Origin of the sequence: Chryseobacterium arachidis, from assembly GCF_900129245.1 — a bacterium.
In the GTDB taxonomy this organism is placed as follows: Bacteria; Bacteroidota; Bacteroidia; order Flavobacteriales; family Weeksellaceae; genus Chryseobacterium; species Chryseobacterium arachidis.
Genome location: NZ_FQUT01000001.1, coordinates 325,214 through 340,424 on the forward strand (window position 1 = coordinate 325,214; position 15,211 = coordinate 340,424).

At 34.1% G+C, this 15,211-nt stretch carries 15 protein-coding genes; 6 read left to right on the plus strand and 9 right to left on the minus strand.

Translation table 11 applies throughout. From position 1 onward, the window contains the following. Nucleotides 1-157 precede the first annotated feature (157 nt). The 8 genes from BUA89_RS01485 to cqsA all read right to left on the minus strand — a co-directional run bounded on the left by BUA89_RS01485 (nucleotide 158) and on the right by cqsA (nucleotide 8,118). Nucleotides 158-2,101, minus strand: a complete 1,944-nt coding sequence (locus tag BUA89_RS01485; protein ID WP_072952855.1) for a DUF3732 domain-containing protein — start codon at nucleotides 2,099-2,101, stop codon at nucleotides 158-160. A gap of 1 nt (nucleotide 2,102) precedes the next feature. Further along, nucleotides 2,103-2,597: a three component ABC system middle component gene (locus BUA89_RS01490; RefSeq protein ID WP_072952856.1), complete on the minus strand. Its 495-nt coding sequence runs from the start codon at nucleotides 2,595-2,597 to the stop codon at nucleotides 2,103-2,105. Next, nucleotides 2,594-3,787 (minus strand): ABC-three component system protein, encoded by a 1,194-nt coding sequence (locus tag BUA89_RS01495; RefSeq protein WP_072952857.1) that lies wholly within the window; start codon nucleotides 3,785-3,787, stop codon nucleotides 2,594-2,596. The genes BUA89_RS01490 and BUA89_RS01495 overlap by 4 nt, the downstream gene beginning before the upstream one ends. Before the next feature lie 621 nt (nucleotides 3,788-4,408). Further along, the gene (locus tag BUA89_RS01500; RefSeq protein ID WP_072952858.1) at nucleotides 4,409-5,107 is read right to left on the minus strand and encodes a DUF1826 domain-containing protein; all 699 of its coding nucleotides are present in this window, start codon (nucleotides 5,105-5,107) and stop codon (nucleotides 4,409-4,411) included. Between the two features lie 110 nt (nucleotides 5,108-5,217). After that, entirely contained in the window at nucleotides 5,218-5,529 is a 312-nt protein-coding gene (locus BUA89_RS01505) for a hypothetical protein (protein ID WP_143152243.1), read from the minus strand. 120 nt (nucleotides 5,530-5,649) lie between these two features. Continuing rightward, nucleotides 5,650-6,114 carry a hypothetical protein gene (locus BUA89_RS01510; protein ID WP_178362414.1) on the minus strand — a complete coding sequence of 155 codons (465 nt, stop codon included), beginning with the start codon at nucleotides 6,112-6,114 and terminating at the stop codon, nucleotides 5,650-5,652. A gap of 66 nt (nucleotides 6,115-6,180) precedes the next feature. Continuing rightward, nucleotides 6,181-6,630: a hypothetical protein gene (locus BUA89_RS01515; protein ID WP_072952861.1), complete on the minus strand. Its 450-nt coding sequence runs from the start codon at nucleotides 6,628-6,630 to the stop codon at nucleotides 6,181-6,183. 279 nt (nucleotides 6,631-6,909) lie between these two features. Then, complete coding sequence (gene cqsA, locus BUA89_RS01520; protein ID WP_072952862.1) at nucleotides 6,910-8,118, minus strand: alpha-hydroxyketone-type quorum-sensing autoinducer synthase; 1,209 nt, start codon at nucleotides 8,116-8,118, stop codon at nucleotides 6,910-6,912. Nucleotides 8,119-8,515: 397 nt separating this feature from the next. Between cqsA and BUA89_RS01525 the strand changes: the two genes are divergently transcribed. The 6 genes from BUA89_RS01525 to BUA89_RS01545 all read left to right on the plus strand — a co-directional run bounded on the left by BUA89_RS01525 (nucleotide 8,516) and on the right by BUA89_RS01545 (nucleotide 14,187). Then, nucleotides 8,516-9,751 (plus strand): hypothetical protein, encoded by a 1,236-nt coding sequence (locus tag BUA89_RS01525; RefSeq protein ID WP_143152244.1) that lies wholly within the window; start codon nucleotides 8,516-8,518, stop codon nucleotides 9,749-9,751. A gap of 107 nt (nucleotides 9,752-9,858) precedes the next feature. Further along, entirely contained in the window at nucleotides 9,859-10,539 is a 681-nt protein-coding gene (locus BUA89_RS01530) for a metal-dependent hydrolase (RefSeq protein WP_072952864.1), read from the plus strand. Between the two features lie 209 nt (nucleotides 10,540-10,748). Further along, complete coding sequence (locus BUA89_RS01535; RefSeq protein ID WP_072952865.1) at nucleotides 10,749-12,164, plus strand: aldehyde dehydrogenase family protein; 1,416 nt, start codon at nucleotides 10,749-10,751, stop codon at nucleotides 12,162-12,164. 62 nt (nucleotides 12,165-12,226) lie between these two features. Next, the gene (locus BUA89_RS01540; protein ID WP_072952866.1) at nucleotides 12,227-13,024 is read left to right on the plus strand and encodes a helix-turn-helix domain-containing protein; all 798 of its coding nucleotides are present in this window, start codon (nucleotides 12,227-12,229) and stop codon (nucleotides 13,022-13,024) included. 127 nt (nucleotides 13,025-13,151) lie between these two features. Next, nucleotides 13,152-13,400, plus strand: coding sequence for a hypothetical protein (locus BUA89_RS22845; protein WP_143152245.1), 249 nt, complete (start codon nucleotides 13,152-13,154; stop codon nucleotides 13,398-13,400). Then, nucleotides 13,357-14,187: an alpha/beta fold hydrolase gene (locus BUA89_RS01545; RefSeq protein WP_072952867.1), complete on the plus strand. Its 831-nt coding sequence runs from the start codon at nucleotides 13,357-13,359 to the stop codon at nucleotides 14,185-14,187. The genes BUA89_RS22845 and BUA89_RS01545 overlap by 44 nt, the downstream gene beginning before the upstream one ends. An 89-nt stretch (nucleotides 14,188-14,276) precedes the next feature. Here BUA89_RS01545 and BUA89_RS01550 read toward each other — a convergent pair whose 3' ends face one another. Then, entirely contained in the window at nucleotides 14,277-15,098 is an 822-nt protein-coding gene (locus BUA89_RS01550; RefSeq protein ID WP_072952868.1) for an alpha/beta fold hydrolase, read from the minus strand. Nucleotides 15,099-15,211 lie beyond the last annotated feature (113 nt).

Sequence of the window (15,211 nt, forward strand, 5' to 3'; positions counted from 1 at the left end):
CACAAAAGCAGAACGCCCACACAATCGTGTGGTGTCCGACTCTTGCTTTAGTGTTGTATTTTTAAATCGCCAAATTTCCCTATACAAAGCAAATAAGTCTACACTTATTAAATTTCGTTGATGTCTTTTGCGCAAAACTACAAATTTTGTGCCTTTATTAATAGATATTTCTTTCCCAATCTATAGGAACTAATTTTCTTCCATCTCTCCAAACTTCAATTACTGACTCTTTAAAGTTATCATTTTGTAAGTAAGCATGATCAGTTATAATTATTTGCAATGCTGGAGACAATTCTTTAGCTACTTTGAAAATGAAATTAAACATTTTACTTACAGCTATTTCATCAGCATCATCATTATCTTTCAAGACTAATACACCTTCTGATTTGTCGGGTGGATAATATACCTGAGTTGGCTGATCAATAAATATAAATCTAGGAACCGGTCTATTTTTTTGAACGAAATGTTTATGTAGTGCTAGTATAATCAATAAGTGATAAGCTACCCAATTAGCACCACTTCCGATTTGAGGTAAAGCTATTGGCTTGGTTGGTGAATCAATATAAATTGTTAATCTATTTAAGTCAAATCTAATTGGGTTATCTTCATCTTCTACATCAAGATTTTCAACCCATTTGCTCATCTGTAAATTAATCTTATTTAAAATTGACAGGAGCTTTTCTTTTTCATTTTCAGTATCCAATAATTTTTCTAAATCACTTATTTTAAGATTCAGAATTTTAATTTGTTGATCAAGTCCTATGTTTTCTTCAGTATCAGAAAGGCTTTCCAAGAATAAACTTATTCTACCTATGATTTTACCTCTTCTGATATTCAGATCACGTAATGTTCTAGCTTTTTCATTTTCTATGTATAAAGCGGCAATGGATGCTTCAATTTTAGATAGATCTGATTCGACTTCGTGTATTTGTTTATTTACTGTTTCAATATATGCTTGTACTCTTGGGCTTTCTTGCCTCGTTAACATTAAATCTTGCTGAATACTTTCAAGTGATTTATTAATATTATCCACACTTGGAATTGAATGATCTAGCGAACTATTACATAAGGGGCAAATATTATCTGAAATAGTTCCATTTTCATATAAAAAAATAGATTCAAGTCTTATCTCTTGTTCTTTCGCTTCTTTTGAATACCCAAAACTATTTTTTAGATAATCAGTAACTACTTTTTTATTATCAAGAAACTTTCCAAGCTCTATTTTTTTTTCGTTGCGATCATCTATTAGAGCTTTTATAGCTGAATTTTCCCCTTTAGCTTCTAAAGGTGTATTTTCCCATTTTGAAATCTCAACAAGGATTTCAAAAGCATTATTCTCATCATATTTACTCGTATCTTCACTAAGCAACCCTATCTCTTTTGCTTCTTGAATTAAAGAGTAAGCTTTACTTATTCCTTTTTCTTTAATTTTTTCATTTTCCTTTTTTTGTCTCGTCAATCTATTGAGATCTCTTCTCAATGAAGATATTTGATTTTCTATAGCTAGAGAGTTTTCATTTACAGCTCCCAAAAAATAGGGTAAAGTGTCCTTTATAGTTTGAGGAATAAATTCTTTATTTTGATTGTAAAATAATTGATTTGGGTTCGCAATTAAATATTGTGGTTGGTATGAATAAAACCTTGCATGTTTAAAATTTGCTTTAAGAGAATCTCTTGTTAACCCATCCGGTGTATGAACATTTTCTGAAATTCCAATTTTTTTTGATAAAAAATCTTTCAAAGCATCAATGTCAATATTAGTATCTATTTCTGAAAAGCCTGGAATATAATCAGAGGTATTTCGTCTTAAATACACCGTACTTGTAGATTGCAATTGTTTAACATTTGGATTTTCGCGTGCAATAAAAATAGTTTCATTATCCTCAAAAACCGCAGTTAATGCGAAGTAATAAACAGTTTCTCTAATGATACCCTCAGGAATCTCGCATGTTTTCGATCCTAGACAATAGTTTACAATTTCAATTAATGCAGATTTACCAGATTTAGATTCTCCAGTTATAATATTTACTTTTCCTATATTAAATTCTAACTCTCGTGTTTCTCCAATTGAGTTATAAAGTATTATTTTATGTATTTGCATATTATGGTGTTATTCTCAAAAATGAATAGATAGATTTTACATCACTTGTTAAGGCTAGCCATTTTCCCAACATTTCTGCTTTTTTTAGAATCTCATTATATTCCTCATATTCTTCTCCATTTCTCTTCTTAATTTTCTTTTCTAAAACTATAAATTCACCCGTTTCAAGTATATAAATTTTTTTATAAGCCATAGCAAAAATGATGGCTTCTTTTGTATATTTTACCATACTTTGCGTTCGTTTCGCAAAATTTAAAAATAAATAATCATTTTCCTCTATCCAGACAAAAAAGTATGATCTTACTGATCGAGGTAATTTTTTCCTGGTTTCATCATGTAGTAATATTGGCAAAATAATAAAAGCTAAAGCAAATGGAAACTTTTTATTAGATTGCTTATTGTATGACTGAATTACTACACGAATAATTTCACCACAAAATGCAGGGTTGAATAAATTTGCTATTATTGGATTTCTGTTTTCCCAAGTCGAATTCATAATTCATCGTTAAATTTTGGATGCCAACCTATTTTTTTATGATCTGATAAAATATGTAAACTTCCTCTTGTTAAATAATCTTCATTAAATTTATCTCTAATCTTTATTTGTGGTGTATTTTTAGCAAATTGTTCTAAATAAAACTGTTTCCCCAATTTTTTTAATTCTTCAATATCAGCTTCATTTTCGTCGGCTTCATCACACATAATTTCAAAAATATTTTTCCAATAATCAAGCAATCTCTTATCAAATTCTTCTTCTTCGCTTGGATTTAACAATTGTAATCTTAACCATCGTGATCTTTGTTCGTAAGCCCTTCTAAAATCGCTTATTGCTCTCTTTGTCGTTTTTGAACTAAGTTTTATTTGAATTAAATCAAGTTGTCTAATGAAATTCTTATCTTTTAAATCATTTACTTCCTTGTCAGAAATATTTAATTGTTCAGGAAAATGATTAGGAAGATTATCAGCAGAATATTTATCACGAAGGTTATTGATTTGTGTCTGTAGTTCTTGATACGTTATAAATTCTCTCGAATTAGTTAAGATTTCTATTGAGCATCTTAGCCACCAACCAGATAAAAAATCACAAAAATCATCAAGGTAATCCGGGTAGATGAATATTTGTAATTCTTTTCTAATTCTATTTTCTAATTCAGTAGTGTCAAGAGAATTGTCTAGAATTCGTATGTTTTTTATTAACTTTTTTTTGATATCGGAACTAAGACTGTTATAAGCTTGATAACCTTTTTCATTAGTTTTGCTAGTAGAAGAAATGCTTATTGAATCTAACTGCTTAATTACCTCTTCAATTTCCTCTGGTATTAGGTTGCCTTCTTTTAATTTATATAAAATACTAGTATCAGGAACTTGCTCGGTAGTTATTAGATTAAAAATGCTCTTTTCAACATCGACTATGTTACTTTGTATATGTTCCGACCATATTCTTATTGTTTTCCAAAAATCTGTACTTGCATCAGTCAGATTAGCTTTATTTTTAATATGAAGTTTGGTCTGATATAAATTTGTGACATCAACATTTGTAACATCAATATCGTCCAGACTTTCAATTCTTAAACTTGCTTCATCTAAATCTTTATTATTTAGAAAAAGCCATAATGCATATTTTATTTGATAAAAATATCCTAAAGATGGTTCTTTTGCTGAAAAATCTGTATCTATTTCAGGCATGTTTTAAATTCATGGTTTTGAGTTAATTGTAAATATAGTAAATTTTTGTTATTACCAAAATCTTACTATATCTATCTTATCAGAAGGTATCTATACAAAAGTGCCCCGGTATAGGGCAAGTTTTGGTAGTACCCCCTACTTTAAAAAAGTAGAGCAAAATTTTTTTTTGGAGGTTTAAAAAGCTTAAAATTTTTCGTAAAATATTTTTCCTGCTTAAAATGTAAGATTAGATAAGGATTACCCACCTACTAAAAAGAATAAAAGGAGTAGTAATATCTAAAATATTGTAATAACAACAAGTATTTCTTAGGTTTAGAAATAGAGATTGCTTTTATTATTTATATGTTTAAAATGGTAACAAATTAATTCCTTGTTCTTTTTTTTCAAAATAATAATTTTGTGCGATTTTTATTAATCTCAAAGATTGGGAATCGATAATTTAAACTTTCGTTACAAATTATCTATATAATTATTTTTTGTATTTTAAAAACGGACTACATTTTAGTGAAAATCTAAAAATAACAATCGATACGATTCTATATTGTTACTATTATATATAACTTACTGATAATTAATTATAACTATTTTTGTATCGGAAAGTAATTATTGTTAATAAGTAAATCAACAAATCAAAAGCAACCGATATTCACCCTCATTTTCAATCGGAGCCCGATGAATACAGGGCAATACTTTTTGTCCAGGGTGATCTACAGCCAATCTCCACACATGTCCCAATCCCAAATTAATGGGGTGAGCATTATGTAGGGCCTCGTAATGAAGATCAAAGTAGTTTTCCCTGAGGAAATCTTCAAATTTCTCTGAAGGCCCATCATACAAAGCTTTAAGTTTTTCCCGGATTTCAGGGATCTGGATTTTCTGTATAGCCTGATGATTAGGTAAAATGTCGCTCGCAGCACCATGGTAAGTGCATAAAAAAGTATCGGTTCCTATGGGAGAACGATCCACATGATAGGAGTATACATCGGTGGAAATAAAATCAAACTCTTCATCTCTTTCATAGTTTTTAAGCAGGTTTAAAGAAGGAGAAGCACCGAAATCAGTCAGTAATTTGAGATCCGTTAAAATAATTTTTCTTGCAAGATCGCCTTCTTCAGACAGTTTTAGAGAGAGGAGATCTTTGGGCAGAACTTCCGTAATATTTTCTTTTAATTCAAGCTGAGAAACAATTTCTTTAAAATCTCCGGCTAAATTTCTCTCCCAGCAGATTGCATTCACTGAATCGTGAAAGTTGATACCAACGAGTTGTGAAAAGTTAGAAACCACACTGATTTGTGTATTGACGGAAAATGTACTGCTCATATCCCAATGAATTTTCGAATATTCCAGCAAAAATAATGAACAAATATCAGATATGGGCTTTTGAATAATGACATAATCTGTTTTTTATATCAGTTGTTCATTAAGATGCTCTATTCTAAATAGTTTGGATCAAAATAAACAGGGTTTGAAGGTGTATTTCGTCCGGTTTTTTCTTTAAACTCGGTATTGATTTCAAAGTTTTTCACGCTTATTTTTATTTCATGATTATCCTTGAACAACTTTAAAAGCTCAGTTCTATATCGAGGATCAAGCGAAATAAAATATTTTTCATAAAGGCATTGTCCGACTTCTTTTTTAGCAAATTGTCTGGAAAATTCTGTGGTGGGCTGGGGTTTTATCACCCAATTTCTCAGGCTCCAGTTATTGAAATAATAATCCTGATACGTGGTTTCACAGTCCAAAACTTTTAGTTTTTTGGTGCGGGAAGGATTTTTCACACAGAATATAAAAGAACCCCGCCAACATTGCCAGGATAATGACGCTGTAAAATAGTGCTTTTTTCATTTCTGACTATAGTTTTTTTACATATTAATAGTCTTATAATAAAGAATATAAATAAATCCCCCAGTTATTCCGCAGCCAAAAATTGTCATCATAATATCATAAATGTCCATTGGCGATCCCATGAAATATTGTATAACTTCCCAAAGTATTAATCCAAAAAGAGTAAATAGAGTTGCAAAAATCAATTTTTCGGTAAAAGGTTTATCTACCCGGAAAATCAGTTTATGGTAGACAAAAACAGCGGCACAAATTCCGGTAGCCGCAAAAAAGTTGGGCAAGGTACCCTGTAGAAAATCTGCTGGTTCGGAGAGATGCATGTGTTGTGCACGGATCCATTTCAGGATAAAAACAGAGATCAGTGATGCAAGCCCCCAATACCAGATGAGCCTGGTTTTTGGGTTGGTTTTTATTTCAAGCTGGGTTTCTTTTTTTATTTCATCAAAAGTCATTATACTGATATTTTTTTGTCTAAATCTTGCCAAATATAAGAAGTTTTAGTTTTGATACCATTAGCCTAAACTGCCGGTTGTAATTTTTAATACAAATTTTCAGTTGATAATGACATTTACCTCTTTTTCAATATCCTTTTTAGTAAGTATCGGCAATATTAAGGAAATTTCAGTTTTAGTTTTTTTCCAGTAAGGGTAGAACAGTAAGCCTGTTTCTCCAATGTTTAGAGGTTGAGCATTTAGATATTCTATTTCGACAACAGTCTTAAAAATAGTGTTTCCTTTAATGTAATCAGTGATTTTTACAGGATTGGTTAATAAATCAAAAAACTGAATGATCCCTTCATAAAGGTTATCATCATCAGTAAAATGGGTATGAGAAAATCCGTATCCTACGATAAGTTCCTTATCATCAGCACTCATCCATACTTTGCTGCCATCTATTTCGAGATACTCAGTTCCGTATTTTTCTTCTGTACGAATCTTTTCACCAAGTTTTTCTTTGAGTAATATTTTAATTTCGGTAAATTTTCTTTGATGTAGCTTCATATCGGTCAATTCGTTGCCAATATAGTTAATTCGTGTATATAAAATAAGCTTTTTGCTTGAATTTAATTATGAGTTTGTTTAAGTTTTTAAACATTAAGAATTTAAGAGTTCAAGCTGAAAAACTTAATAAATGAGATGTATTGATTGCTTAATCTGTAGTAATCGAATAATTTCTTAAAGCCTTAAGGGTTAAAATTAAGAATAAACTAAATGTGCTTTAGATTAAATTTGAACAAGCTCTGAAATTACTACATCTTTTTGAAATTAAGAGCAAGAAATTTATTGCAATGTAAGAGCTGAAAATGCTTTTTGACAGTTAACAGCAATATATTCAAGCATATCCTGAGGTAATTCGGAATGAAGTGAAAATCGTAATAAAGGTTTTTTCTTAGCAGTGGCAGGTGTACAGAAAGGAGCCCCATATATCCCTTTGTTTTCCAGATACTCTTTTAGGAACATCATTTTACTTTCCGAATTTACTTTTAATGAGATTATTTGTGACTCGCTTTCAGTAACATCAATTCCTTTTTCTAATAACAGTTTTTTTAATTGAAAAGAATACTGATGAAGTCTCGATCTTCTTTCATCTCCGGTTTCAGATTGGATGAGGTCCGATATAGCTCTTAATCCGATAATATCAAAAGGCATAAGAGCTGAACTGAATATCTGCGGTTTGGAGGTAATATTAAAAAAATCTCTGAATCCGTCGGGGCATAAAATTATTCCTGCTCTAGAACCAAAAGCCTTAGCAAGGCTGGCAGTTCTGAATAAGACAAGATCAGTAATGCCTGATTCATGTATTAATCCCTTTCCATGTCTTCCATGAGTGCCAAAAGAGTGCGATTCATCCACTATTAAAGTACAGTTGTTTGCCCGAGCAATCTCGGCGAGTTCATACAACGGGGCAAGACTGCCATTACTGCTGTAAACAGAATCTACAACAATAATCCCGGCACCATATTCGTTAATTCTTCTTGCCAAATGGCTCATGTCGTTGTGCATAAAGGATATCGCTTTTCCATTTCCCAAACGTATACCATTCCAGACACTCATGTGGGTCATCATGTCAATATATACAGGCACTCCGGAATCTTCTACCAATGCCTGCATTAGCCCGAGATTGGCTGCATATCCGGATTGACAAAGTATGGCAGATTCTGCTCCGAAAAAGTCAGCCAGACGGTTTTCGAGCTGGGTATGTGGATTATTCCCATGAATAAAGGAAGCCGACATCAGAGGGTTTTGATGTATTTCACCAAAAGCTGTAAGTTGTGAATGTAAAACCTGTGGATCATTTGAGAACTTCAGATAGTCATTGCTTGTCAGATCAATTGAATTTTCATTGGGAATTTTTCCTCGGAGAATGTGTTTGCCATTCCATTCTTTGCCCATTCTGTTGGCATAGAAATCATTCATTTTTTTTAAAAGGAAATCCGGAAATTTGGTCTGCAAATCTTCTTGCAGAGAATGAGGTAAAGTAGCTTTCATGATATGATGTTTTGTGGTTTTTTATATAAATGCTCAAAAAACTTTTACCATTTCCGGACTTTATATTTTTCATTAAACTATAAATAATAAAAAAGGGAAATGCTGAATAAAAATTAGCTGTGAACCCATGTATCAAATTTAAATTATTTTTCAAACAGTAGTGACTTTTATTGTGCATTTATTAATGTTTATAGGAATGATTTCAGAATATTAATGATTGTTTTTTTTAATAACTCTATTTTTTACGGATAAATTTTTTAACCGAATATGTAATAGTATTTAGGGTATATTTTCTTGGAATATACCCCTTTGGTGGTATTTTAAACGATGTTTTTTTTAGTTAAATTTGATGAACATAATAATCTGATAACTCATTATGAACACAAAAATTAAAAGTTTGAAATCCCTTTTTCTAATTCTGCTCATGATTTTGGCTTCCGAGTTGGTATTTGCACAAAATATTCTCGGCCGTATCACTGATCAGTTAAGAGGGCAGTCCTTTGCTTTGTATGATAATGGCTTGGTCGTTCAGGATGGTAACCCTACGAACAGAGGTTTTGCACAGCGTGATCCTTCCGGGCTGATGTTTCTTAGATTACCGGCTGTAGATCCTGCTAAAAATGCATATTTCCTGGATTACCGGGGAAATTTTATTGAGATAGATTACAGGTTTGGTAGCCGGGTTATCGGTAATTACGACTTTAAACCACCTTCTCCTATAGAAGTAAATACTGTTTCTGAAGAAAGTAATCCTAATGTGGGGATTGTAACCGCGACGGGAGCTGTTACTCCTGTACCTGTTATTTTAATCAATAAAGAAAAACCTTACGGTAATGTGATGATAACTTCGGAACTGGCAGCAAATAACTGTTACAAGCAGTCTTTAATGTCCTCTAGTCAGATCGATAAACAGAAGTTTGGCCACTGCATGATCGAAAAAATGTCTGGTAAAAAAGAATTTGAAATTTATAAATGCTCTAAAAATTCTGTTACACCGGAGGAAGAAACGTTGTGTATGATTAATATAATGGGACGCAGTAAAGAGCAGCAGTATTCACGGAAAATAGCAAAATGTCACAACGAATTTGGTTCAGATTACAGTAAATTTCCTTTATGCTTTTCAGAAACAGAACACGATTCTGATTTTAAAAAGATGATTTCCTGTGTAAAAGGGCTTGGTCAGCAAGGCCTACTCAATTTTTCCAATGTTGCTATATGCTATGGAGCCAATGCATTTGATATTACCCCTGAGTCTTTAATCGTGGCTCAATGCTCTTCAGCCTCAGTAGGAGATCCATATGTTTTTGTAGGCTGTGCAGGAGGGAAGCTTTCTTCGGCAGAACTTAATAAATGCCTGACTCAGGGTGTTGGAGGGGATAAAGGTTGTTTCGGAAAGAATAATGCAGTTCATAAAACATTAATTTCATTAGGTGATGGTCTTAACAAAAAGTTTGGGGCAGCAAACAGTCTGGTAAAAGACTATAATAAAGCACTTGCTGATTTAAACTCAGAATCAGTGTATAACACTGAAGCAGTCAGGATTTTGCGCGATACAGGCAATGAACTTAAAAAGCAGCAAAATGACAGCGGGCAGGAGCAAATAAAAAAACTACTTCCTTATATAAAATGGTAATACATTAATAAGGGTTGTATCGATACTAATATATAATTAACAATAAGATAAAATATTAAATAGCTGATTGGCTGGAAATTTGCTGTAAAAAGACAAAAACTGATATTATGGAAATAACCTATTACGGACACTCGTGCTTTGCCGCAAAAATTAACGGGAAGCACATTCTTTTTGACCCTTATATTACACAAAACCCGTTGGCGAGTCATATTGATGTAAGCAGTATTAAAGCTGATTATATCTTTGTCTCACATGCTCACTACGATCATATTTATGATGCAATACAGATTGCGAAAAATACGGGTGCTAAAGTAGTCGGCAACTTTGAAATCTACAGTTGGCTTACAAAAAACGGTATAGAAAATGCCTTTCCAATGAATCCCGGAGGCAAGTTTGCCTTTGATTTCGGCACGGTAAAATGTGTAAATGCACTGCACTCCAGCAGTTTTGAAGATGGTTCTTACGGCGGGATTGCCTGTGGTTTTGTGATCAGCAGTGAAGAGGGTAATTTTTATTACAGTGGCGATGCGGCATTATCTCTGGATATGAAGCTGGTAGTGGATTTTATGCAACCCGATTTTGCTGTTTTTCCAATAGGAGATCTTTTGACCATGGGCGTGGAGGAAGCTATTACGGCTGCGAAACTTATCGGAGTTACGAATGTATTGGGTGTACATTACGATACATTCGGTTTTATTGTTTTGGATAAGCAAAAAGCATTGGATGATTTTAAAAACAGCGGTTTAGAGCTTCATCTTCCTGAAATAGGTTCTACGATAGAATTATAATTACAGATAACATTTTTTAATATTTATATAAGTCTCTCAGATTGGGAGGCTTTTTTTCTTGCAATTAAATAAAAGTTTAAACCTCTTTATTACAAAAAACCATTTTAATTACTGAAATATGATTGAACTTTTTTACAAAGTATAATTGAGCTTTTTTGCAAAGTCGGACTTTCATTTCTGATCTAATTTTGTAGTATAAAATTTTAGAAATGAAAACAGTAGACAAAATTTACATCAATGGCGAATTTGTAAAGCCACACGGAACAGAAGTTTTAGATTTGATAAATCCTTCGGATCATCAAAAGATCGGTGAGGTAATTCTTGCAGATGAATGGGATACCAGAAACGCAATTGCAGCCGCAAAAGAAGCTTTTAAAACTTTTTCAAAATCAACGGTTGATGAGCGGATAGAATATCTTGAAAGGCTGAAGAATGCCGTGCAGAAAAGAGAAAAAGATCTTACGGATATCATGATTCAGGAATATGGAGGAACGTTTCAGTTTTGTTCAGTAAGCAATCAATATACAGGCAGCTGGTTCGATACAATGATTGCAGCAATCAGAACTTTTGAGTTCGAAAAAAATATTAATAACTCAACTGTTGTTTTGCAGCCGGTAGGAGTTGTCGGAATTATCACGCCGTGGAATGCCAGCAACAGCTCTGTTTGCAGTAAGGTTGCTACTGCGATTGCTGCCGGATGTACTGTTGTGATCAAACCCAGTGAAATGAGCAGTTTACAGACTCAGGTTTTAATGGAAGCCTTTCACGATGCGGGGTTGCCTAAAGGAATCATCAACTTTGTAACAGGCTTAGGAAATGTGGTAGGAACAGAGCTTACCCATAACCCGGATATTTCAAAGATATCATTTACAGGCTCTACGGCGGTAGGAAAAATTATTGCTAAAACCGCTGTGGATACCATGAAAAGAGTAACGCTGGAACTTGGAGGAAAATCTCCTAATATTATTCTAGATGATACCAATCTTGAAGAAGTTATTCCAACTGCAGTCTTTGGCGCTTATATGAACAGCGGACAGGCCTGTATTGCACCGACAAGGCTATTGGTTCCTGAAAGTAAGCTGGAAGAAGTGAATGCTATTGCCAAAGCTGCCGCAGAAAAAGTAATCGTAGGAATGCCGGAAAATCCCGATACCAATGTCGGTCCGATGGTCAGTGTAAAGCAGTTTGAAAGAGTGCAGAATTACATCAGAATCGGATTGGAAGAAGGAGCAACCCTATTAGCAGGAGGAGTAGGGAAACCGGAAGGTCTGGAAGCGGGAAACTTTGTAAAAGCGACCATTTTTACGAATGTGAATAATAAAATGAGAATCGCTCAGGAAGAAATTTTCGGGCCTGTATTATCAATTATTCCTTACAAAACGGAAGAGGAAGCTATCGAGATTGCTAATGATACACCTTACGGTTTGGCGGCCTACATCAGTTCGGAAGATCCTGAAAGAGCGAAGAAAGTTGCTTCCCAGATAGATGCTGGAAGAGTCTGTATCAACGGGTTCCGTCATGATCCTATGCTGCCTTTCGGTGGTTTCAAGCAGTCAGGAATTGGCAGGGAATACGGAGTATATGGCTTAGATGCTTATCTTGAAGCCAAAGCGATTCTGAAATAATAATTTGTAAATTTGATAAAGCGTTGTTGCAGAAATAGCGCTTTATTTTATTCTAATAGAAAATGGAAAAGTCAGATATTGTCTATTCGTGTTATCATGAAATGAGCAGGAAAGGGGAAAATTTTGTTCCTCAGCATACGATTTCTTACCAGCTGTCGGGAAGCTTTATGCTGGCAGACGGAAAAGACAGCTATAGAGCCGAAGAAGGACATTTCAATCTGATCCGTAAAAATCAGTTGGTAAAATTTGTAAAATACCCTCCTGAAAACGGAGTTTTTGAAAGTCTTAATATCTATCTTAGTGAAGAGGTATTGCGGAATGCTGCCAAAGAATACGAGTTATCGATGGATCATTTTGAGGTTGTAAAGCCTATGGTTCCGATACCGATGAATGAGGTTCTGACAAATTATGTCAACGGACTAAAAAGTATTCTTGAAGTTAAAAGTCTGCTGACCAGAGATCTGATCGATTTAAAAATAAAAGAATTACTCCTGATCCTGCTAAGGCTTCAGCCTGAATTGAAAAATATTCTTTTTGATTTTTCAGAACCACATAAAATAGATCTCGAAGCATTTATGAATCAGAATTATAAATATAACGTGAATCTGGAACGTTTTGCCTATCTCACAGGAAGAAGTCTGGCGACATTCAAACGGGATTTTGAAAAAGTATTTCATACTTCCCCTCACAAATGGATTTTGCAGAAAAGGTTAACTGAAGCTCATTTTCTGATCAAAGAAAAAAGAAATCTGCCATCGGATATTTTTGTGGATCTAGGTTTTGAAGACCTTTCGCATTTTTCTTATGCATTTAAAAAGTATTTTGGATACAGTCCGACAAAAATCACTGAAAAGGTATAATTGATTTTACATTGGGCGCATGTAATTTGATATCATTCTTCTGCTGAAATGGATTACTGATTCTTAGTCATTGCTGATAACTAAACAATACTAAAATTAAAAAATAAGTAAAAGAGTTTCATCACAGATGCATCAAAAGGATTCGGGAGATTATAAGCTGAAGCACTCGACCATCAACCCATCACAGAGACTGTTGTTTGGTAGGATTATTTATCATATTGTAAATGAGCTGTATACTGAAAGAATGAAATGTATTCAGGATTGGAAAAAGAAGGTATTGCTGCATACGGGCATTAAAAAGTTTTGTAAATTAGTATTAAAAATATTAGCCTATGAAAACATCATTAACAGCAGAAACTCAGTTTGCAGAAATTAACAATGGTAAGATTGCCTACAGAAAATTCGGAGAAGGATCACCTTTGTTTTTTGTTAATCGGTTCAGGGGAATCATGGATACCTGGGATCCCTTATTTATAGACTCTCTTGCAGAAAAAAATACGGTTATTCTTTTTGATTATCCCGGAATCGGAAGCTCGGAGGGGGAACTGCCTCTGGATATCGTTGAGGTGGCAAAAACTGTCCCTGCATTGGCAGATTATCTTGGAATAGATAAATTTAATGTTTTGGGCTGGTCATACGGCGGATTGGTCGCTCAGGCAGTTACTTTCCAAAATCAGGAACGTGTGCAGAACACTATTTTAATAGGAACAAATCCTCCGGGGGAAAATGCGATTCCGATAGAACAGGTATTTTTTGATCATGCCTTAAAGCCTGTTAATGATCTGGAAGACGAATATTATCTGTTCTTTGAGCCGGCTTCCGAAAAAAGCAGAAAAGCAGCTCAGGAATCTCACGACAGAATAGGGAAGAGATTAGACAGCTCTTTAATTCCCGCAAATCAGGAGATTTTTGAAAGATATATTGCAGGATCTGGAACCATGCGGGAAGACCGTTGGAATTTCCGCGAAAGTTATAAGACCTTAAAATCTAAAGTTCTGGTGGTTTCAGGGGACCATGATATCAGTTTTGCTACCGAAAACTGGATGCCATTGTTAAGAAATGCGCCGACGATGCAGCACATCATTCTGAATGATGCCGGGCACGCACCACAACATGAACATCCGGAACTTACGGCAGGATACATCAATCTCTTCCTGAAATAGAATTTTCGCCCCTTATGAGAAAAAAACAAACGCAGAAAGTAATTCCTTCTGCGTTTTTAGTAATATTAGGGTCTTACTAAGGCTTGGATTTAAGCTTCAATAAACTCTAAAAGATCTTTATTAATTGTCTCGTGCTCTGTCGTCGGCATTCCGTGAGGGAAACCTGGGTAAGTAATTAATTTCCCGTTTTTCAATAATTTAATTGATTTTAATGCAGCATTGGCAATTGGAACGATCTGGTCATCCTCGCCATGCATTACCAAAACCGGAATTTCTACAGATTTCAAATCTTCTGTAAAATCAGTTTCAGAAAAAGCTTTTACTCCATCATAATGAGCGACAATTCCCCCCATCATTCCCTGTCTCCACCAGTTTCTCTGCACACCTTCTTTTATTTTTGCGCCTTCTCTGTTATATCCATAGAAAGGGAAAGTAAGATCGATGTAAAACTGATTTCTATTGTTCAGTGTCTGTTCTCTGATATCATCAAAAACAGACATCGGAACGCCATCAGGATTGCTTTCACTTTGAACCATAATCGGTGGAACCGCACTGATTAAAACTGCTTTTTTGGCTCTTCCTTTGGCATATTTGTTAACGTAACGGATCACTTCACCACCTCCAGTAGAGTGACCGATGTGAATCACATCTTTTAAATCTAAAAACTCAACAAGCTCTGCAGCATCAGAAGCGTATTGCTCAATCGTGTGATTGTAAATATTCTGGCTGGATCTTCCGTGGCCTCTTCTGTCGTGTGCAATAACTCTGTACCCTCTCTGAAGGAAGAAAATCACCTGTGCATCCCAATCGTCTGAAGATAGTGGCCATCCGTGGTGAAACATTAATACCGGTCCTTCACCTTGATCTTTGTAAAAAATTTCTGTTCCGTCTTTTAATTTTAGTGTACTCATTTTGTTTAAATTTTTAATGTTTGTGATTAATTTTATTTGATAGTTGTTCTGTCTTTACTTTAGCAAATGTAGGGCAGATAAAGCAGGTAGAAATTAATTTAGTTTAATTTCGT

Coding starts and splice junctions, on each gene's coding strand:
- BUA89_RS01500 (WP_072952858.1), bottom strand. CDS start 5,107: ATGAGCAGTACATTTTCCGTCAATACACAAATCAGTGTGGTTTCTAAC.
- BUA89_RS01545 (WP_072952867.1), top strand. CDS start 13,357: ATGAAAACATCATTAACAGCAGAAACTCAGTTTGCAGAAATTAACAAT.
- BUA89_RS01530 (WP_072952864.1), top strand. CDS start 9,859: ATGGAAATAACCTATTACGGACACTCGTGCTTTGCCGCAAAAATTAAC.
- BUA89_RS01495 (WP_072952857.1), bottom strand. CDS start 3,787: ATGCCTGAAATAGATACAGATTTTTCAGCAAAAGAACCATCTTTAGGA.
- BUA89_RS22845 (WP_143152245.1), top strand. CDS start 13,152: ATGCATCAAAAGGATTCGGGAGATTATAAGCTGAAGCACTCGACCATC.
- BUA89_RS01485 (WP_072952855.1), bottom strand. CDS start 2,101: ATGCAAATACATAAAATAATACTTTATAACTCAATTGGAGAAACACGA.
- BUA89_RS01490 (WP_072952856.1), bottom strand. CDS start 2,597: ATGAATTCGACTTGGGAAAACAGAAATCCAATAATAGCAAATTTATTC.
- BUA89_RS01550 (WP_072952868.1), bottom strand. CDS start 15,098: ATGAGTACACTAAAATTAAAAGACGGAACAGAAATTTTTTACAAAGAT.
- BUA89_RS01535 (WP_072952865.1), top strand. CDS start 10,749: ATGAAAACAGTAGACAAAATTTACATCAATGGCGAATTTGTAAAGCCA.
- BUA89_RS01540 (WP_072952866.1), top strand. CDS start 12,227: ATGGAAAAGTCAGATATTGTCTATTCGTGTTATCATGAAATGAGCAGG.
- cqsA (WP_072952862.1), bottom strand. CDS start 8,118: ATGAAAGCTACTTTACCTCATTCTCTGCAAGAAGATTTGCAGACCAAA.
- BUA89_RS01515 (WP_072952861.1), bottom strand. CDS start 6,630: ATGAAGCTACATCAAAGAAAATTTACCGAAATTAAAATATTACTCAAA.